Source organism: Dehalococcoidia bacterium (assembly GCA_025054935.1).
Taxonomy (GTDB): domain Bacteria; phylum Chloroflexota; class Dehalococcoidia; order SpSt-223; family SpSt-223; genus JANWZD01.
Window position 1 is genome coordinate 87,526 of record JANWZD010000004.1, and the last position, 18,499, is coordinate 106,024.

Here is an 18,499-nt window from a genome sequence, read left to right on the forward strand (position 1 = left end):
TCCCCGTCGCGAGGCGCGGCCTGACATGCCGTTAGGCTTTTTCGCATTCGCGTGGATGCGCGGGTGGGAGGTGCTCGCGGTCTTCACCAAACTCGGGCTCACATCGTTCGGCGGCCCAATCGCTCATCTCGGCTACTTCCGAGAGGAACTCGTGCAGCGGCGACGCTGGCTGGATGACCGCGAGTACGCCGACATGGTGGCGCTCTGTCAAGTTCTTCCCGGACCGACGAGCAGCGAGGTGGCCATGGCAATCGGGATCGCGCGGGCAGGCCTGCTTGGTGCACTGCTGGCGTGGCTCGGCTTTACTGCCCCTTCGGCAATCGCGATGCTCGCGTTTGCGCTGCTGGTCGGAGGCGGGCCGCCGGCGCGCGGCCCGCTCGCCGGGGCGCTGCAGGGATTGAAAGTAGTGGCGGTGGCGGTCGTTGCCCAAGCGGTCTGGGGCATGGCGCGCTCGCTTGCGCCGGATCGCCCCCGCGCCACGATCGCCATTGCCGCGGCAGCGGCCGCGCTGCTCTGGCAGACCCCACTCGCCCAGATCGCGATCATCGCAGCGGCGGCGGTCGTTGGCTGGAAAGCGCTCTCTGCCGAGAGCGCAGCCCCGCCTGCGGCGCGTCCCGTTCCGATCTCGCGGCGGGCTGGGGCGGTTGCACTCGCCGCCTTTGGTCTGCTCTTGCTCGCCCTGCCGCTCGGGCGCGCCGCGACCGCCAGTCCGGCGCTCGCCGTCGCCGATGCGTTCTATCGCGCCGGCGCCTTAGTCTTTGGCGGCGGGCATGTCGTGCTGCCCCTCCTCGCGGCTGACGTCGTCCCCGCGGGCTGGGTGACTGAAGACCAGTTCCTCGCCGGCTACGGCGCAGCCCAAGCCCTCCCCGGGCCGTTGTTCACCTTCGCTGCCTATCTCGGGGCGGTGCGCGCGCAACCGCCTGCCGGCGTCATCGGCGGGCTGCTCGCGCTTGGGGCGATTTTCTTGCCCGCCGGGCTGCTTGTGATAGGCGTGCTGCCCTTCTGGGATGCGCTGCGCTCGCAGCAGGGCTTGCGCTCAGCACTGAACGGGGTGAACGCTGCCGTTGTCGGGATCCTGCTCGCCGCACTTTACTCGCCCGTCATGACAAGCGCGGTCCACACCCCGCTTGACGCGGCCGCAGCGCTGATTGCGTTCCTCTTGCTGGTTATCTGGGCCGTTCCGCCGTGGGCGGTTGTCCTGCTGACGGCAGCCGCCGGCACGCTCTATTCGAGGTAGTCTTTCAGCTTTTTGCTCCGGCTGGGGTGGCGCAGTTTGCGGAGCGCCTTGGCTTCGATCTGCCGAATCCGTTCGCGCGTCACCTTCAGCTCCGCCCCGACCTCTTCAAGCGTGCGCGTCCGCCCTCCATTCTCAAGACCGAAGCGCAGCTCCAGCACCCGCCGCTCGCGCGGCGAGAGGGAGTTCAGAACGTCGTTCACTTGCTCTTTGAGCAGCTGGCGCGAGGCGGCATCCATCGGCGCCGGGGCGCCGCGGTCCTCGATGAAGTCGCCCAGGTGGCTATCCTCTTCCTCGCCGATCGGCGTCTCGAGCGAGACCGGCTGCAGCGCCGCTTTGCGGATCTCGCGGACCCGCTCTGCGGTAAAGGGCCCATATCCCATCGCTTTCATCTCGTCGGCAATTTCTTGGTCGGTCGGCTCCCGCCCAAGCTCCTGGAGAAGCTTCCGCGAGGCGCGATGGAGATTGTTGATCGTCTCAACCATGTGGACTGGGATCCGGATCGTCCGCGCTTGGTCGGCAATCGCTCGCGTAATCGCCTGCCGGACCCACCATGTCGCGTAGGTCGAGAATTTGTACCCGAGCGTGTAGTCAAACTTATCGACTGCGCGCGTGAGCCCGATGTTGCCTTCTTGGATGAGATCGAGAAGCGACAAGCCGCGGCCCATGTACTTCTTGGCGATCGAGACGACAAGCCGCAGGTTCGCTTCTGTCAGGGCTTGGTGAGCGCGCCGGCCATCGTCGACCACCTCCAAGAGGGCAACTGCTTCCGGGGGGAGGTCGCGGCCGTAGCGTTGGACGAGATCGGGGCTGCGGCCGTTGATCAGGTCCACCATGATCTTCTCTTTGAGAGGCGCCGGCACGCACTCGAGGGCGGCGAACTGCTCTTTCGCCTTATTGCCCGCCTCCATCCGCTTAGCCAGCTCGACCTCGTCAGCGGCGGTCAGCAGCTTGACCCGGCTGATCTCGCGCAGATACATCCGGACCGGGTCGTCGATCGCTTCGTCCTCGGCGGTCGCAGCGACCGTCGCCTCGATCGCCTCGGGCTCGGCTTCTTCCGCCTCGATTTCGCGCAACTCGGCAAGCGGCGGCGCCTCCGGCAGGATCTCGTCTGCGGCTTCCGGCTCGACGAGCGTCTCTACGGACAGCGGCTCGCTCGCTTCGAGCGCGGCGACGGGGTCGTAGTCGAGGTCGTGATCGTCGGCATCGTCGTCCGGGTCAGTCATCAGGTCGGGAGGGAGCGGCGGGATGCCATCATCCGTAGAAGCGCCGCGGCCCTTCCGTTTTGCGCTCATACTCCGCCTCCTGCCGAGGTCCGTTCCCGGCGGCTCGCCGGTCCACACTTGCGACCTGCCTCTTCCCCGCTGTTGCCGCAGCAGGGATGCAGTCGGCCAAATTGGGTGGAACCCGCAGAATTATACCGATGGCCGCTGTCTCCTCCTACCACAAACGGCGCTTCCATCGTCAGTAGGTCATCCGCGTCGTCACGCCCGGCCAGCAGCGCTTTGCGCGCCTCCTAGGAGAGCGCTGAGGCGATTGCTCGCCTGCTTGGCTGCTGATATACTGCGCCGCTGAGAGCGAACACGCTTCTTGCATCCAGTTTGACGCGCCTGCATCCGGCCCCAGGGGCCACTCAGCATGGAGCGCTTGTGAAGCGACGGGCTGGTTATTCTCACCGGACGGTTGGGCAGCGAGCGAGGCGTCACGCCGTTTGGCGGTCGTTCGCACGCGGGGTAGCGGTGGGGTTCGTGGCGATTGGTGCTGTGGCGCTTGGGCTTATGCTTGTTCAAGGCGCAGGGAGCGCAGTAAGCGGGCTCCTCCGCGCTGCTGGCATCCGCGCTGCCCTCGGCGACGAGCTGCCGCTTTGGACGGGCGCAGAGCGGGTCAACCTCCTCTTGATCGGGGTGGACCGCCGCGAGGAGGAGAACGCTGACTATGTTCGTTCGGACAGCATGATCCTCGTCTCGATCGATACAAAGATGAAAACGATCGGCATGCTTTCGCTGCCGCGCGACTTATGGGTGACGATCCCGATTTCTGAGAAGCGGAGCGTCCAAGATCGGATCAACACCGTCTTCGTCTATGCGAAGACGGCGCAGACCCCCGGCGGCGGGCCAGAGCTTGCCAAACGCACCGTTGAGCGTTTGATCGACACAAAGGTGCACTACGCGGTGTGGGTCGACTTTCAAGGGTTTGTCCGTGCCGTGGACCGCCTCGGCGGTCTCGTCGTCGATGTCCGCGCTCCGTTGAAGGACAATCAGTTTCCGACAGAAGACTATCGCACCCAGCGCATCTACTTCGCGCCCGGGCTGCAGCGGATGGACGGCGAGCGCGCGCTCATGTACGCGCGTTCGCGTCACCAAGACTCCGACATCGCTCGGGCGGCGCGCCAGCAGGAGCTTCTGCTCGCTGCTCGTCAGCGCCTCCTCCAGCTCGACCTGCTCCCAACACTGCCGCGTCTTCTCGCCGATTTCCGGGACGTCGTTCACACTGATATGTCAACAGTGGAGATCCTCGGCCTGGCTCGAGTAGCGCGAGAGGTTGATGCCCAGCGGATCACCGTCCGCACTGTCCCGGCGACGCCCGTCACCCGGGGAGGAGCAGATATTCTCGAAGTGGACAAGCGGGCGTTGGCCAAAGTGGTGCGGGAGGTCCTCGGGGAGCCTGCTGCGGCGCTGGAGCCCGCCTCGATCGAGGTGCTCAACGGCACGCCAATTGTCGGCCTCGCAACGCGCACGGCGGCAATGCTGACCGAACGGGGGCTGACGGTGAGCCGGTTTGACACCGCGAACGAAGCGCGGGCCGAAACGGCGATTTACGTCTCCAACGGAAAACGGCGCACGGCAGAGGTCGTCGCTACGCTGATCGGCGTTCCGACCGACCGGATCCGGGAAACGGCCGCCCTGCCGAGCGGCGTCGATATCCGCGTCATTCTAGGCCGGGATGCCAAAGACCCCGCTTCGTAGCCCCGGCAAATTCTTTCCCCTGTGCTATATTTTTTCTGGGCATGGCGTCAGCCGGGGCGCATGGCGTCCCAGTGCGTGCTGCGAGAGGCGGGGCGCCAGCCCAGCGTCGTCCGATTCACGGGCATTGTCGCCCGAGAAAGTGAGCGCCCCATGCCCAAGGCGTCCATCATCATCCGCGCGAAGAACGAAGCCCGCTTCATCGGCGAGACCCTCGAAGCGATTGCCAACCAGCGCGAACGCGACTATGAGGTGATCGTCGTTGACTCCGGGTCAACGGATGAGACCCTCGCTATCGCGCGACGGTTCGGGGTCAAGATTATCGAGATCAAGCCCGAGGAGTTTACCTACGGCTACGCGCTGAACGTGGGGATGCGCGAGGCGCGCGGCGAATATCTGATCTCGCTGAGCGCCCACTCTACCCCTGTTGACGACAACTGGCTGAGCGCAGCCATCGCCGGGTTTACGGACCCGCTGGTCGCTGGCGTCTACGGCCGCGAGCTCCCCCGGGCGGATGCGAGTTTCGCTGACTGGTTTGGGGCGTGGATCAGCGGCACACTGAGCACCAAGCCGAACCGCCTTACGTCCGGAATGGGGTTCTCGAACCGGAATGGCGCGGTTCGGCGTTCGGTCTGGCTCAACGTGCCGTTTGATGAGCGGCTTCCTGGCGCGGAAGACCTCGCTTGGGCGCGAACGGTACACCGCCTCGGCTACGCGATTACCTACCAGCCGGCGATGGCGGTGTATCACTCGCATCGCGAGTCGCTGCCGAAGCTGTTGCGGCGGCTGCGCAAAGATCAGCCGGTGATCGCGCGGATTGCGCTCGGCTTCTACGACCGGCCGGAGTTGAACCGCTTTCGCGTCCGCCGGCCGCAGGCCGAGCGCTCCTAAGGCTCCTCAGGAGATCGGGATCCGCTTCGCCGCCGGCTCGGGCGTTTCGGCTTTCGGGATGCGGATCTCGAGGACCCCGTCCTTATACTCGGCGGTGATGGCGTCGGGGTTCACGCCGGTCGGAAGCGCCAAGCGGCGATAGAAGCTGCCGTACGACCGCTCGAGGCGGTAGTAGTCTTCTTCTTTCACCTCGCTCTCGCTCTTGCGCTCCCCTTCAATAACGAGGTCGCCCTCCTGAACGGTGACCCGGATGTCGTCCTTGGACACCCCCGGCAGCTCTGCCTTGACGATGAGGTGGTTCCCTTTCTCGAAGACATCCATCCGCGGTGCCCACGTGAAGCCAGGAGCGAGAGTGCGGCTCGCCGGCCGCGCGAGCGGCCACCCGAAATCGAACAGGCGCGCCATCTCCTCGCGCATTTCATCGAACAGCGCGAACGGGTCCCACCGCCGCGAGCGTGTAACGGCCGGAGGCTGCGCAGGTTTGTCCGGGACTGAGGGTTGGGACGTCATTCGGCTCCTCCTTCAGCTCGATGTCTCACGACACTGGTGAGCAACCTCAACCCTAGATCGATCAGTCCCGTTGGCGCAACGGCCGAATGGACTGATTTTCCCTGCGAGAGGACCATGTCCGCTTCGGGGGCCCGGAAGCGGCGGCTCTCTCGCCGGGCATCGCCCGCGGAACGTCTCTTCTCGAGGAAGGCCCTCAGGATCGCCCGAGCGCGGCGGCAACGTTAGCCGCGCTGGTCGATTGGGACGTAGGTCAAGTTGAGGGGGCCGGTGTAGATTTGGCGGGGCCGCGAGATCTTCTGCTCGGGATCGTGGATCATCTCCAGCCACTGCGCGATCCAGCCGGCAGTGCGCGCGATAGCGAAGATCACCGTCATCATATCTGTCGGAATGCCGAGCGCTTCATAGATGATGCCCGAATAGAAATCGACATTCGGGAAGAGCTTGCGCGAGACGAAATATTCGTCAGCAAGAGCTTGCCGCTCGAGTTCGACCGCAATCTCGAGCTTGGGGTTCATGCCAGTCACGGCGAGCACGTCATCGACATACCGCCGGATGATGCGCGCGCGCGGGTCGTAGTTCTTGTAGACGCGGTGACCGAACCCCATCAGCAGCTCGCGCCGCTCCTTGACGCGCTGGAGGAACGCGGGGATGTTCTCCACCGTGCCGATCCGGTTGAGCATCTGCAGCACCTGCTCATTCGCGCCGCCATGGAGCGGCCCGTAGAGCGCGCCGATGCCCGCGGCGACGGCGGAGAAGGGATCGACATGGGTCGAGCCGACAGAGCGGACAGCGCTCGTCGACGCGTTCTGCTCGTGGTCGGCGTGCAGGATGAGCAGGACATCGAAAGCGCGGACCAGCCGCGGGTCCGGCTCGTAGGGCGCATCGCCGACCTTGAACATCATCGAGAGGAAGTTCGCGGGGTAACTCAAGGCGTTGTTCGGGTAGACATAGGGCAGCCCGACACTGTGGCGGTACGCGAACGCGGCGAGGGTCGGCATCTTGGCGATCAGCCGCACCGCCGAGATGTGGTTCTGGCGGGGGTCGTCGATGCGCTTGGACTCCGGGTAAAACGTTGAGAGGGCGGCGACGCTCGCCATCAGCATGCCCATGGGATGCGCGTCGTAGCGGAAGCCCTCCATGAACTTCTTGATGTTTTCATGGACGAAGGTGTGGTAGGTGATTTCATGCACCCACTGGTCATACTGCGCCTTGGTGGGCAGATGGCCGTGGATAAGGAGATAGGCGACTTCGAGGAACGTCGAGTGCTCGCAGAGATCCTCGATGGTATAGCCCCGATGGATCAGAATGCCTTTGTCGCCATCGATATACGTGATCGCGCTCCGGCAGGATGCCGTGTTCAAATAGGCAGGGTCGTACGAGAGGAGCCCGAAGTCGTCCTCGTCGACCTTGATTTGGCGGAGATCGATCGCGCGGATCGCTCCGTCCGTGACCGGGATTTCATAGCTCTTCCCGGTCCGGTTGTCGATGATCGTCAGGGTATTGCGGCGGTCGCCGCTGGTTGTGCCGAGCGCCTGTGCGGATTCCAAAGGCATTCCAACCTCGTCGTTGTCTGTTCTCCACGCGACCGTGCGCCGAGCGCGGGCCGTACAGAGGTACTATACGAATTCTGCCCCCTGGATCGCGATCGTCTTTTTCGCGCTCTCGCCTCCGGTGGGACGGGCGGCTGCGCACGGGGGCGCGCTGCCGGCGGGGACCTCCTCTCCTCGCTGCCGTCTTGGCTTGCGGGAGGTGCCGGTCATTGGGTTCGGATCATCTTCGGTCGCGGGGCGCCCTCAGCGCCGGAAGCGGCGTCTTGAGCATGGGCGCAGGACCGCGCCGCGAGGAGAGCGCCCCGCAGAGAGGGGCAAAACGCCCGGCGCAGGAGACGCCGAGGACCCAGATGACCGCTGCCCCGCAAGCGCCCGAGTGCGCCGGCAGCCGTTGGCGGGGCGGGAGGGAACGACACGGCCGTGCGGCGGCGGGCGCGCCCCGCGCGCTCCCTATACTTTTGCTTGATCGCCCGTGAACCTGCGCTCTGCTCGCCGCCTGCCCTTCTTCGTCGACCGCTGGCTGCTGGTGATGGCAGTGCTCGGCATCGCCGGGGTTGGCATTGTCCTCCTCTTCCGCGACCGCGGGGTGCCGATCGCGGCGATCGAGTTTCGGGTCCTTCAGCCCGGCGCGGAGGCGACCGCGCGCGCCTTTCTCGAAGCCCGAGGAGTCGACCTGCGCGACTTCCGAGCATCCGTTTCGTTCGAAACCGACCGCGACGCCCAAGGCTATCTCGAGCGAGTAGCGGGGCAACGCGCGCTCGATCGCATCGCGGCGGCCGAGGCGACTATCTGGCGCTGGCGGGTGCGGTTCTTCCGCGAACTCGATCCTCTCGAATATCTCGTCTCGGTCCGGCCCGACGGCGCCGTTGTGGGGTGGGCGCGCGTGCTGCCCGAAGCGGCTGCCGCTCCCTCGCTCGATGAAGAGGCGGCGCGCACCCTCGCCGAGACGGCGCTTCAGAGCGCGGGGCGAACTCTTGCCGGCTGGTCGCTCGTTGGCGCTGCGCGCGAAACCCGCCCCAACCGGGTGGATTATCGGTTCACGTGGGAGCGCGACGATTGGCAGGTGGGCGACGCCCGGCTCCGGCAGACAGTTCTCGTTCAGGGCGACACCGTCGGCGGCTGGTTCGACTTCGTTCGAACCCCCGAGAGCTGGGTGCGCGCTCTTCGGATCGAGACGAACCGCGGGGTAGTGCTCGCCAATATTGGCTGGACCCTGACCTACGCGATCGGGCTGGCGGCGGCGACAGTCTTCCTCGCAGAGTGGCGGGCGGGGCGGACGCGCCGGGGCGTTCCTCTCGCGCTGATGGGGGGCTTCCTCATTGTCGGGCTGGCGGCGCTCTTCAACCAGCTGCCGCTCTGGGTAGCGAGCGCGCCGACGACGATGACGGTCGGGGCCTACGTGCTCGCCCAGCTTCGCGATCAGCTCGGCCAGCTAGTTCCCTCTCTCGCTGTGGTGGGGATGGCCGCGGCCGCGGGGTTGGCGCTCTGGCCGCGCGCGTTTCCTCAGCTGCCGCACCCTCTCGCGGACCTGACCCCGGCCGGCTGGCGGACGCGCCGTTTTGTCACCGCCGTTCTCTTCGGCTATCTCGCGGCCGGCGCGTGGCTCGGCTACTTCACCGTGTACTACTGGCTCGGCTCGGCGTTCTTTGGGGTCTGGTCGCCGGTTGAGCTGCCGTATCGCGATGTCATGAGCGGTGCTTTCCCTCCCGCCTTTCCCCTCGTTGTCGGCGCGGCGGCGGCGATCGCCGAGGAGACGGTTTTCCGGCTCTTCGCGATCCCGGCGGGGACACTTGCGCTCGCGTGGCTCTGGAAGCGCGGCACTGGCCGCTCCCCCCGCCGGCGCGCCCAGGCGCTCCTCGTTGGGATCGTGATTGTTGTCGCCGCGCTTGTCTGGGGCAGTCTGCATTCGACCTATCCCCAGCTGCCGTTCTATGTCCGCGCGGTCGAAGTCGCTGTCATCGGGGTGCTTGCCGGCGTGGTGCTGCTGCGGTGGGGGCTCGTCGCCACCCTGACGACCCATTACGTCGGCAATACGAGCGTCGTGGGGGTGCTGTTCCTGCTTTCCGGCAATCCTGCCCTGCAGGCGGGGGCGATAGTGGTCATCGCCTTGCCGCTGCTTTCGCTCGTGCCAGCAGCCCTCGCGCTCTTGAGGGGCTCGGCGCTGCCAGACCTGCCTCCGCAGCCGACGCTCGCGCCAGTCTCGCCGCCGACCGCTCCCTCTCGCTCCGTGCCATCCCTGCGGCCGTGGCCGGCGTGGACCCTTGTTGTGGCGGTCGCGGCGCTCGGGGCCGTCGCTGTTTTTGCGCCGCCGCGTCCTCACGATGCGCTGCGGATGGCGACGACCCGCGAAGAAGCAGTTCTCGCCGCTGCGCAGGCGCTTCGCCAGATCGGCGCGCCGGTCGATTTCCCCCTGGTGGTAGCGGAGGTGGTCGACCGGTCAGGGGGGGCCGAGGCGACGTTCCTGCTGCGGACCCTCGGACCGGCCGAGACCGCGCGCTTCTATGAAACGACGCTGCCGCCGGCGGTCTGGAATGTCCGCTTTGTGCGTCCCCTGCAAAAGGAGGAGGCGGCCGTCCAGATCGGGCCCTCGGGCACGCTCGCGGGAGTGGCCCGTCAGGTGGAAGAGACGGCGCCGGGCGCGGCGCCGACCCTGGCGGACGCGCGCGCGGTCGCCGAACGATGGCTGCAAGAGCTGACCGGCCGGAGCGCGTGGTCCTTAGTCTCGGCCTCGCAGACGCGGCGCGACCAGCGCGTCGACAGTGTTTTTGTCTGGGAGCGCGCCGATTGGTCGGCCGGTCCCGCCGAGGCAGCGGCGACCCTGCGCGTCCAGATCGTCCTCTATGGGAATGAGCTTGGGCTCTATCAGCCGTTTCTCAAGCTGCCGGAAGAGTTTGTGCGCGCCTTGCGGCGCGACACCGGGGTCGAGGGCGCCGTGCGGACCGCGCGCGACCTCGCGCTGCTCGGCGTCGGGGTGGTGGTGGTGGTCTTCTTTGTCCGGTCGCTTCGGCGCAGTGAGACCGATGTCATGCTTGGAGGGAAGCTGGCCGCTTTCGTGGGGCTGGCGCTGCTCGTCTCTCTGATCGCCGATCTCCCGCGAGCGCTGGCCTCTTATAGTTCAACGCTCGATCTGCCTGGCTTTGCGCTCTGGCGCCTCAGCAGCCAGGTTCGGGAGAGCCTCCTGGTCCTCGGGGCGGTAGTCGCCTTGGGCATGCTCGTGCCGGTGCTGCTGCGTCAGCAAGGCCAGCAGGTTGCCCCCCCGACCGGGCGCGAGGTGGCGCTCGGCCTGCTCGGCGCGCTCGGGGTCGTTGCTGCTGCGGCCGCCGGCTGGGCGCTCCACGCGTGGCTGGCGCCGGCGACCCTCCGCGCCCCGGCAGGGCTGCCCCCGTTCGATGGAGCGCTTCCCGCTGCGCTCGCGGCGAGTCTTGCCGTTCAGCGCGCGGTCGTCGGAGGAACGGTCGCGGCGGTCGTGCTGCTGATCGTCGGTCGCCTGCCGGCTCGAGGCCAACTGGCGGCTGCGGCGGCGCTCGGCGGGCTTGTCGGCGCCGCGGACCGGGTAGGCCCGGAAGCGGCGGTCGGCGGAGTGCTGGGTGCGGGGGGCGCCCTGCTCTTCCTGCTCTTCGGCCGCGTTGCCGGACCATCCCTTTGGGCGCCGATGATCGCGCTGGGAGGCGCCGCTCTGGTGAGCGAGGGCGTCGGCCTCCTGCGCTACAGCGCTGCCGGCTGGTATCTCAGCAACGGGGTTGTCCTCCTCGCCCTCATCCCCCTGCTGGCCGCGGGACTGCTCAGGCGGCGCTTCCGCGCTCGGCGGGTGGCGCCGCCGGCGTCCGGGACCGCGCAATAAAAAAAGGCCGGCACTGCCGGCCCATGGCTCCGAGCCCAGTGGGCTCAGCTGCTGGCACACTCCTTCGGAAGGTGCTCGCTCGATCCCACCGGACTCGGACGCTGGTCATCTCGCATCGGCACCACCTCCTTTCTTTCGCTGCCACTCTATCATGCTTGCGGAAGCGGGGTCAAGCAGCTCCAGCCGAACCTTCCGCCTGCGCCCGATCGGCTTGGCGCAGACCGAACATCTCGCGAACGCGGGCGAGCGTTTCTTTGCTGGGTCCGGCGTATGCTCCCGCACGGCTGCGAACGATCCCGAACGCGCGGTGGAGATCGACGAGCGCTTCGATCAGCTTGATTGCGCTCGCCATGAGGTCGACCACGGGCGCGCCGGTGCCGGGGATCTCGAATAGGTTCGCGCCGGAGACTGCCATGGAGAGCACGGTGTCGCCGGCGATGATCACCTCGGCGCCCTGATCGATCAGCTGGCGCGAACGCTGCTCAAAGCGGGTGAGGATCTCATCGTGCCGGCGCTCGGCGAGGTCGGCGAGATAGCGCTGTTGCGGCATATCGATCGGCAGCATGCCGACGCAGCGGTCGAGCACGCCATAGCGGGCGAGCAAATGACGGCGGTGACGGTAGCGCTTCGCAAGCGGGACCCCCTCGTCGAAAGCGTTCGTCACGATGCCGAAACGCTCTCCCCAGATCGTGGCGAAATGCGTCGCAGCTTCCATCAGGCCGACAACGGGAATGTCGAGGATCTCCTTCGCCTCGTGGAGGCCCGGGTCGCTGCTCATCCCGATGATCACGCCGTCGTAGCCCGCCTCGCCGGCACCGGCGACCGTCTCCACGATCTCGCGGTCGGAGATGGTGCGGACATAGTCGGTCCACCAGTCGCTCCAATTTGTGATCCCCCGCGCGGTGGGGACGATCGTCACATCCGTGTCTGGCCGTCGGACGCGATCGAGAATGGCCATCACGCTGCCGAAGACTACCCCCTCGCGAAACGGGCTGACGGGACCGGGATACTGGTACCAAATGCGCACGTGCCGCCTCCTTGGGGCGAGTGTAGCACGGCAGCCGCGGATGACAGACTGCTCTTCCGCCCGATACCATGTCCCTCGCTGTGTATCTTGAACTGCCCGCGCGCGGCCTCACTGTCTTTGTTGTCGACACGGGCCAGCCTGCTGGCGAGCCCGTTGTGCTGCTTCACGGGATGCTGACGACCGGGGAGAACGGCTTTCGGGGGGAGATCGCCGCGCTTAGCGATCGCTACCGCGTGATCGTTCCTGATGCCCGCGGCCATGGCCGCACTCTCGGGCCGCCTGAGCCGTTTTCGTTTCACGTCCTAGCGCTCGATACCATCGCGCTGGTCGAGGCGCTCGGCGTGCGGCGGGCGCACTTTGTCGGCTTTTCGCTCGGAGCGATGGAGCTGCTTGTCCTTGCGCGCCTCCGCCCGGACCTTGTGCGCTCGCTGGTGCTGATGGGCGGCGGGCCCTGCTTCGACGAGGCCACTCGCCATCAGATCGCCCGCATCAGCGCCTCTCCCCCCTCGTCGCTGCTGCAGCGGCTCACGGAGTGGCACGAGCCGGCGCAGGGAAAGGGAGCGGCGCAGCGGCTGCTGGCGCAGTGGCGGCAGCTTTCGCTCTCCGGCGAACTGGCGCTCACGCCGGCGGAGCTGCAGGAGATCGCCGCGCCGACCCTGCTTCTCTTCGGCGACCGCGACCCGTTCTATGCCGCCGACCTGCCGATCCGCATGCGTGCCGCCCTTCCGCACGCCGAACTGTGCATCGTCCCCAACAGCGGCCACGCGGTTAACCTTGCCAACCCTGCGCTTGTCCAGTTGGCAATCCGCCAATTTTTGGCGCGGCATCCCTTGAGTGCGGAGGAGCTGCCGGCTGGGCGCGGGGCGGGAAGGGCAGAAGACGCGCCCAGCGGCGACGAAGACCCGATCGGCATGGGATAGCGTCCGCGCGCTCAGGGAGGCGCTTCCCGCTCGAGCAGCTCGTGCCTCCGTAGCTCGCTTCGCGGCCGCTGTGCTAAACTCAAAAGCCGTGCGGTGGGCGTAGCCGAGCGGTCAAGGCGCCAGATTGTGGCTCTGGAGATCGAGGGTTCGAATCCCTCCGTCCACCCCTTCTGCCCCTGTAGCTCAGTGGATCAGAGCGTCTGACTTCGGATCAGAAGGTCGCGGGTTCGAATCCTGCCGGGGGTGCCCATCCTTGCGGAACGCGTGCCCCTCCGCCTGCTGCCCAGAACTGCGTTGCGACCGCTTCTCGACCCGGGCGGCGCGTTCGGCTTCGGAGCTGCGGTCGCTCCGTTCCCGGCATCAGGCCCGGGACAGCTAGTGCATCTCCTCCCCGCCCGAGACATTCAGCGCTTCGCCGGTGATGTATTCAGCATCTTCCGAGCATAAGAACGCGACGGCGTTGGCGGTGTCTTCCTGCCGGCCGGGCCGACCGAGCGGAATGCGCTGGCGCATGGCGGCAAGATACTCCTCGAGCGTGCGGCCGGTCGCCTTGCTGAAGAATTCGTTCTGCCACGCGCCGAGATCGGTCGTGACATGGTTTGGGCAGACGGCGTTGACGGTGATCCCATAGGGGCCGAGCTCGATGGCGGCGCTTCGGGTCAGGCCGATGACCCCGTGCTTGCTCGCGGTGTAGGCGGCGGCGTAGGGAAAGCCGGACTTCCCCGCTTGGGACGCGATGTTCACAATGCGGCCCCCGCGGCCTTGGGCGATCATCTGGCGGGCGGCATGCTTGATCCCGAGAAAAGTGCCCGTCAGATTGACGGCGAGGACAGTGTTCCAGTCGGCGATATCGGTTTCGGTCACGAGGGACATCAGGTAGCCGATACCGGCGTTGTTGACGAGGATATCCAGCCGGCCGAACGCTTCGACCGTGCGGGCGATGAGGTCTGCGACCTGCGCTTCCTCGCGGACATCGCACGCGATCGCCATCGCCCGCCGCCCCGTCGCCTGCAGGTCGGCAACGACCTCCTGCATCTCCTCTGTTTCGGCGACGAGCCCGGCTGGGAAGTGGCGGCCGCTCGCGCGCCCGAGGTCGGCGATCACGATGTCTGCTCCGTCGCGCGCAAGGCGGAGCGCGATCGCCTTCCCCAAGCCGCGATGCCGTCCGGCACCGGTGACGATTGCGACTTTCCCTTCTAGTCCGCTCATCGTGACTCTCCCAACGCAAGCTGCTCGGTCAGGATGAAGATGGGGTCTTCCGCAAACTGCCGGAACTCGGCGGCGATCTCTTGGATGGCCTCCGTTCCGATCTCGCTGCCGAAGCGAGCGAGATCGTTCACTTCGATAACCTCAATATAGTGATAGGGGGGATTGCCGCCGCCGAGCAGCCCCGTCGCTCGCAGAACCCGAAACGAGTCGACGGAGGTGAGCGCAGAGACCGTGGGCACATCTCGCTCGACTGCCCAACGCTCATATGCTTCCCGCGCAGCGTCAGCCTTCAGATTGAACAACACGATGAGCGTGGCCAAGGCAGTCCTCCTTGTGGTCGATGCGATCAGCCTAGCAGAGCGCTGCCACTCCGTGCGCGAGCAGCAAAAACGCAGCCTCCTTGCTCTCGCCTGCTCCTGCCGCGCCCCGCTTCCTGCCCTCTCCGGACGGAGCGCGTGCTATACTGCGCCGGCGCAACTTTCTTCCTCCCCACACGCGGTGAAGCTGGTATGTCCATCGAAGCACGGTTAGCCCAACTGCGGCAGCTGCGCGAACAGGCGAAGCTCGGCGGCGGGCAGAAGCGGATCGAGGCGCAGCACGCCCGAGGCAAGCTGACAGCGCGCGAGCGTATCGACTTGCTCCTCGACGAGGGAACGTTCGTCGAATTCGACATGTTCGTCACTCATCGCGCGACCGAGTTTGGGCTGGCGGACCAGAAATATCTCGGCGACGGCGTGGTGACGGGCTGGGGCAAGATCGATGGCCGGCCGGTCTTTGTCTTCTCCCAAGATTTCACGGTCTTCGGCGGCTCGCTCTCCGAAACCTATGCCGAGAAAATCTGCAAGATTATGGACCTCGCGCTCCAGAACGGCGTGCCGATTATCGGCCTGAACGACTCGGGCGGGGCACGCATCCAAGAGGGAGTGGCCTCGCTTGCAGGCTACGCCGAGATTTTCACGCGCAATGTCCTTGCCTCCGGCGTCATTCCGCAGATCTCGGCGATCCTCGGGCCCTGCGCCGGCGGCGCCGTCTACTCCCCGGCGATCACGGATTTCATCTTCATGGTCCAAGATACGTCCTACATGTTCGTCACGGGGCCGGATGTGGTGAAGACCGTGACACATGAGGAGGTGACGTTCGAGGAGCTCGGCGGCGCTATCACTCACAGCACGATCTCAGGCGTTGCGCATTTTGCGGCGGCAAGCGAGGCAGAGTGTCTGGAGGGGATCCGGCGGCTGCTCTCGTTTCTTCCGTTGAACAATGCCGAAGATCCGCCGCGCGGGCCGCAAGACGATCCTCCCGACCGGATGGACCCCGAGCTTGATTACATCGTGCCGGAAGACCCGAAGAAGTCCTACGACATGCACGAGGTGATCCGGCGTGTTGTCGATCACGGTGACTTCTTCGAAGTGATGGAAGGCTGGGCCCAGAACATCATCATCGGCTTTGCCCGCCTTGATGGCCGCCCGGTTGGGATTGTCGCTCAGCAGCCTTCTGTGCTCGCAGGGGTGCTCGACATCAACTCCTCGATCAAGGGTGCCCGCTTCGTCCGCTTCTGCGATGCCTTCAACATCCCGATCGTGACTTTTGTCGATGTTCCCGGCTTCCTGCCTGGCGTCGCTCAGGAGCATGGCGGCATCATCCGCAACGGCGCAAAATTGCTCTACGCCTACTGCGAAGCGACGGTACCGAAGCTGACGGTCATCACCCGCAAAGCCTACGGCGGCGCATATGACGTGATGGGCTCGAAGCATGTCCGCGCCGACCTCAATCTTGCGTGGCCGACCGCGGAGATTGCGGTCATGGGGCCGGAGGGGGCCGTCAACATCATCTTCCGCGCTCGGATCGAACGTGCCGAAGATCCTGCCGCCGAGCGCGAAGCGCTGATCGCGGAGTATGTCGAAAAGTTTGCCAACCCCTATGTCGCTGCCAGCCGGGGATTTCTCGACGACGTTATCGAACCGCGCCAGACCCGTCCGCGGCTGATCGCCGGTCTCGAGATGCTCGAAAACAAGCGGGTGACAAACCCGCCGAAGAAGCACGGCAATATCCCGCTCTAGTGCGCGAGGACGCCGAAGCGCGTCAGGACGCTTCTTGCCCGCGCCACGTCCTCCGGCGGGTTGCGCCGGTCGAACTCGCAGACGCGCAGCGCGTGAGGGGGCAGGTGGGCGGCAACCAGCGACCACTCCATCTCGCCGGTGCCGATGGCGAAATGATCGCGGGTGCCGCGCAGTTCGTGCAGGTGCACGCCGATGATCCGCGGGCCAAGCGTTTCGAGCCAAGCGCGCTGCGTGCCAAACCCCAGCAGTTCCTGCCCGGCAGCGTGGCCGACGTCGTGCCAGTAACCGACCGGCCCCTCCTGCCCTGCCTCGAGGAGCAGCAGCATCTCCTCGAGGTTCGGGATCTCAAAGACGTTGTAGCGGGTCTCGAGCCCGATCGAGACGCCCCGCGCCGCAGCATAAGGAGCGATTTCGCGGATGCTGCGGAGCGACTGCTCGAGGTAGGGGCCGGCATTTGCGGCGCGCTCCGCCGCGAGGGCATCGCGTAGCGTCCAAAACTCATCGCTGCCCCGCTCGCCCGCCGCAACCAGTTCGCGGAGCCGCGCCTGCTTCGTGCTGTCGACTGGGATCGTTGCGACGTGGACGACAACCGCTTCCGCGCCGAGGCGAGCAGCGAAGTCGATCGTCGCTTTCGTCAGCCGGACCGCGGCGCGGCGCTCCTCCTCGTCTGTCGCTCCAAGCGACAGCTCATAGCTCCAGCGTCCATCGTCCGTCTGGCGCGCCGGGCAGGGGTTGTGGACGCTGCGCAGAGGCGGGCCGTCTCCCGGCTCTGCGATCCAGCTGGGGGGCGCCTCATAGTTGAATTCAACAGCGTCGAACCCCAGCTCTGCGGCGGCGCGCCGAAACGCGGCAGCAGTCGCAAAGCGCCCAACCGCCCACATGCTCGAAAGCGCAAGGCAGGTCACTAGCGCAAGAGGCTCTCGCCGCTCACCAAGCGGACGACGTCGTTGAAGGTGATGGCGATGATGAGGGTAAACAGGAACACTGCGCCGATCAGATGGGCAAACCGCTCCTTATCGGGGGAGATCCGCTTGCCGCCGCGCACCGCTTCGAGAAGCACGAACATGATCCGCCCGCCGTCGAGCATCGGGATCGGCAGCGCATTGATGATTGCGAGATTGAGGCTGAGCAGCGCCATCAAGTCGAGCAGGACGGCGGGGCCGGTGCGCGTCGCCTGCTGGGCGACTTGGCCGGTGATCTCATAGATGCCGACGGGGCCGGCAACCTGCGGGGCAGAGCGCTGCGCGATCATGCTGGTGATGTCGTTCTTGAACAGCACCAGCATCTCCCATCCGCGCTGGATCCCCGCCGGGACCGCCTCGAGCGGCGAAAGCGCCCGGGTCTGCTGGCGGAGATAACTCTCGGTCAGTTGGGTGGTGCTCACGCCGAGCGCATTCGCCACGGCAGCAAGGTACTCCTCGCGCAGCTGCCCCCCGGTCATCCCGCGCTGAGCGGCCTGCTCGCGCTCCCACGCTGTGCGGCCGATGTTCTCCGCGCCGGCCAGTTCCCACACCTGCACGACGTCGACCGGAACGCCGACACGCTCGGCCAGCTGGGCGGTTGTCAGCCCACGCTCGACGCGGTAGCGCCAGATCGGGTTCTCAAGGCCGATTAGGATGCCCGTTGCTCCCTCGCCGGGGGGCGGCGCAATGCGCGGCGTGACGCGAGCAAGGACCTCGCGGCCGTCGCGCCGAACGATGACATCCATCGGCTGGCCGAGATTGAGGGTAACGTTGTAGCGCAGTTCGCCAAGCCCCCGGATCGGGCGCCCATTAACGCTCACGATCACATCATCAGGGCGCAGGCCGCCGATCTCGGCGGGCGACCCAGGACGCACGCCGAGAATGACGACGTTGCCGACCGTCTCGGTTCGCGGCAGCATCGCGCTCACCGTGAACAGCACAAAGGCGAGCAGCACATTCATGACGACGCCGCCCGACAGGATCGCCAAGCGCCAGGGAATGCTCTGCGCCGCGAGGCTGCGCGGGTCACTGGGGTCCTCTTCGCCGACCATCCGCACAAAGCCGCCGAGGGGGAGGAGGTTGAGCGAATACTCCGTCTCGCCGCGGCGAATGGCAAACAGCCGCGGCGGGTAGCCGACCGCGAATTCGAGCACCCGCACGCCGGCGCGCTTGGCGGTCAGAAAATGGCCGAGCTCATGGACAACGACCAGCACGACCAAAACGACCGCGAATGTCGCGAGATTCAGCACGATTTCCACTCGGGACCTCCGGACGGGGCGCTCTGCGAGCAATTGTACGTCACGTTGCCCGCTCAGCTGAGCAGAGCGCGCC

The 18,499-nt window shown here is 66.4% G+C and carries 14 protein-coding genes and 2 tRNA genes; 8 read left to right on the forward strand and 8 right to left on the reverse strand.

What is annotated here, in order from left to right; all coding sequences use genetic code 11:
- Positions 1 to 55 precede the first annotated feature (55 nt).
- Positions 56 to 1,237 carry a chromate efflux transporter gene (chrA, locus tag NZ773_06700; protein MCS6801614.1) on the forward strand — a complete coding sequence of 394 codons (1,182 nt, stop codon included), beginning with the start codon at positions 56 to 58 and terminating at the stop codon, positions 1,235 to 1,237.
- Here chrA and rpoD read toward each other — a convergent pair.
- Positions 1,225 to 2,529 carry an RNA polymerase sigma factor RpoD gene (gene rpoD, locus NZ773_06705; GenBank protein ID MCS6801615.1) on the reverse strand — a complete coding sequence of 435 codons (1,305 nt, stop codon included), beginning with the start codon at positions 2,527 to 2,529 and terminating at the stop codon, positions 1,225 to 1,227. The genes chrA and rpoD overlap by 13 nt on opposite strands.
- Positions 2,530 to 2,982: 453 nt before the next feature.
- On the opposite strand from rpoD, the gene NZ773_06710 reads away from it, so the two are divergent.
- Both NZ773_06710 and NZ773_06715 read left to right on the forward strand, forming a co-directional pair.
- On the forward strand, positions 2,983 to 4,200 hold the full coding sequence (locus NZ773_06710; GenBank protein MCS6801616.1) for an LCP family protein: 1,218 nt from the start codon (positions 2,983 to 2,985) through the stop codon (positions 4,198 to 4,200).
- A 150-nt stretch (positions 4,201 to 4,350) separates the two neighbouring features.
- Positions 4,351 to 5,088 carry a glycosyltransferase gene (locus NZ773_06715; GenBank protein MCS6801617.1) on the forward strand — a complete coding sequence of 246 codons (738 nt, stop codon included), beginning with the start codon at positions 4,351 to 4,353 and terminating at the stop codon, positions 5,086 to 5,088.
- 6 nt (positions 5,089 to 5,094) lie between these two features.
- On the opposite strand, the gene NZ773_06720 is transcribed toward NZ773_06715, so the two are convergent.
- Positions 5,095 to 5,598, reverse strand: a complete 504-nt coding sequence (locus NZ773_06720) for an Hsp20/alpha crystallin family protein (protein MCS6801618.1) — start codon at positions 5,596 to 5,598, stop codon at positions 5,095 to 5,097.
- Between the two features lie 221 nt (positions 5,599 to 5,819).
- The gene (locus tag NZ773_06725; GenBank protein MCS6801619.1) at positions 5,820 to 7,151 is read right to left on the reverse strand and encodes a citrate synthase; all 1,332 of its coding nucleotides are present in this window, start codon (positions 7,149 to 7,151) and stop codon (positions 5,820 to 5,822) included.
- 469 nt (positions 7,152 to 7,620) lie between these two features.
- Between NZ773_06725 and NZ773_06730 the strand changes: the two genes are divergently transcribed.
- Positions 7,621 to 10,989 carry a CPBP family intramembrane metalloprotease gene (locus NZ773_06730; protein MCS6801620.1) on the forward strand — a complete coding sequence of 1,123 codons (3,369 nt, stop codon included), beginning with the start codon at positions 7,621 to 7,623 and terminating at the stop codon, positions 10,987 to 10,989.
- A gap of 169 nt (positions 10,990 to 11,158) precedes the next feature.
- Here NZ773_06730 and NZ773_06735 read toward each other — a convergent pair whose 3' ends face one another.
- Positions 11,159 to 12,016, reverse strand: coding sequence for an aspartate/glutamate racemase family protein (locus NZ773_06735; GenBank protein ID MCS6801621.1), 858 nt, complete (start codon positions 12,014 to 12,016; stop codon positions 11,159 to 11,161).
- Between the two features lie 68 nt (positions 12,017 to 12,084).
- Between NZ773_06735 and NZ773_06740 the strand changes: the two genes are divergently transcribed.
- The 3 genes from NZ773_06740 (at position 12,085) to NZ773_06750 (ending at position 13,182) form a co-directional block, all read left to right on the forward strand.
- The gene (locus NZ773_06740; GenBank protein ID MCS6801622.1) at positions 12,085 to 12,936 is read left to right on the forward strand and encodes an alpha/beta hydrolase; all 852 of its coding nucleotides are present in this window, start codon (positions 12,085 to 12,087) and stop codon (positions 12,934 to 12,936) included.
- A gap of 93 nt (positions 12,937 to 13,029) precedes the next feature.
- Positions 13,030 to 13,102 (forward strand) — tRNA-His (locus NZ773_06745).
- A gap of 6 nt (positions 13,103 to 13,108) precedes the next feature.
- Positions 13,109 to 13,182 (forward strand) — tRNA-Arg (locus tag NZ773_06750).
- A gap of 129 nt (positions 13,183 to 13,311) precedes the next feature.
- On the opposite strand, the gene NZ773_06755 is transcribed toward NZ773_06750, so the two are convergent.
- Together NZ773_06755 and NZ773_06760 are read right to left on the reverse strand one after the other, a co-directional pair.
- The gene (locus tag NZ773_06755) at positions 13,312 to 14,145 is read right to left on the reverse strand and encodes an SDR family oxidoreductase (GenBank protein MCS6801623.1); all 834 of its coding nucleotides are present in this window, start codon (positions 14,143 to 14,145) and stop codon (positions 13,312 to 13,314) included.
- The gene (locus tag NZ773_06760; protein MCS6801624.1) at positions 14,142 to 14,465 is read right to left on the reverse strand and encodes an REDY-like protein HapK; all 324 of its coding nucleotides are present in this window, start codon (positions 14,463 to 14,465) and stop codon (positions 14,142 to 14,144) included. Before NZ773_06760 ends, NZ773_06755 begins: the two co-directional genes overlap by 4 nt.
- A 189-nt stretch (positions 14,466 to 14,654) precedes the next feature.
- On the opposite strand from NZ773_06760, the gene NZ773_06765 reads away from it, so the two are divergent.
- Positions 14,655 to 16,205, forward strand: a complete 1,551-nt coding sequence (locus NZ773_06765; GenBank protein MCS6801625.1) for an acyl-CoA carboxylase subunit beta — start codon at positions 14,655 to 14,657, stop codon at positions 16,203 to 16,205.
- Here NZ773_06765 and NZ773_06770 read toward each other — a convergent pair.
- Both NZ773_06770 and NZ773_06775 read right to left on the reverse strand, forming a co-directional pair.
- Positions 16,202 to 17,110, reverse strand: a complete 909-nt coding sequence (locus NZ773_06770) for a sugar phosphate isomerase/epimerase (GenBank protein MCS6801626.1) — start codon at positions 17,108 to 17,110, stop codon at positions 16,202 to 16,204. The genes NZ773_06765 and NZ773_06770 overlap by 4 nt on opposite strands.
- Entirely contained in the window at positions 17,110 to 18,426 is a 1,317-nt protein-coding gene (locus NZ773_06775) for a site-2 protease family protein (GenBank protein MCS6801627.1), read from the reverse strand. Before NZ773_06775 ends, NZ773_06770 begins: the two co-directional genes overlap by 1 nt.
- Between the last annotated feature and the right edge of the window lie 73 nt (positions 18,427 to 18,499).

Coding starts and splice junctions, on each gene's coding strand:
- NZ773_06755 (MCS6801623.1), bottom strand. CDS start 14,145: ATGAGCGGACTAGAAGGGAAAGTCGCAATCGTCACCGGTGCCGGACGG.
- rpoD (MCS6801615.1), bottom strand. CDS start 2,529: ATGAGCGCAAAACGGAAGGGCCGCGGCGCTTCTACGGATGATGGCATC.
- NZ773_06725 (MCS6801619.1), bottom strand. CDS start 7,151: ATGCCTTTGGAATCCGCACAGGCGCTCGGCACAACCAGCGGCGACCGC.
- chrA (MCS6801614.1), top strand. CDS start 56: ATGCGCGGGTGGGAGGTGCTCGCGGTCTTCACCAAACTCGGGCTCACA.
- NZ773_06720 (MCS6801618.1), bottom strand. CDS start 5,598: ATGACGTCCCAACCCTCAGTCCCGGACAAACCTGCGCAGCCTCCGGCC.
- NZ773_06740 (MCS6801622.1), top strand. CDS start 12,085: ATGTCCCTCGCTGTGTATCTTGAACTGCCCGCGCGCGGCCTCACTGTC.
- NZ773_06715 (MCS6801617.1), top strand. CDS start 4,351: ATGCCCAAGGCGTCCATCATCATCCGCGCGAAGAACGAAGCCCGCTTC.
- NZ773_06765 (MCS6801625.1), top strand. CDS start 14,655: ATGTCCATCGAAGCACGGTTAGCCCAACTGCGGCAGCTGCGCGAACAG.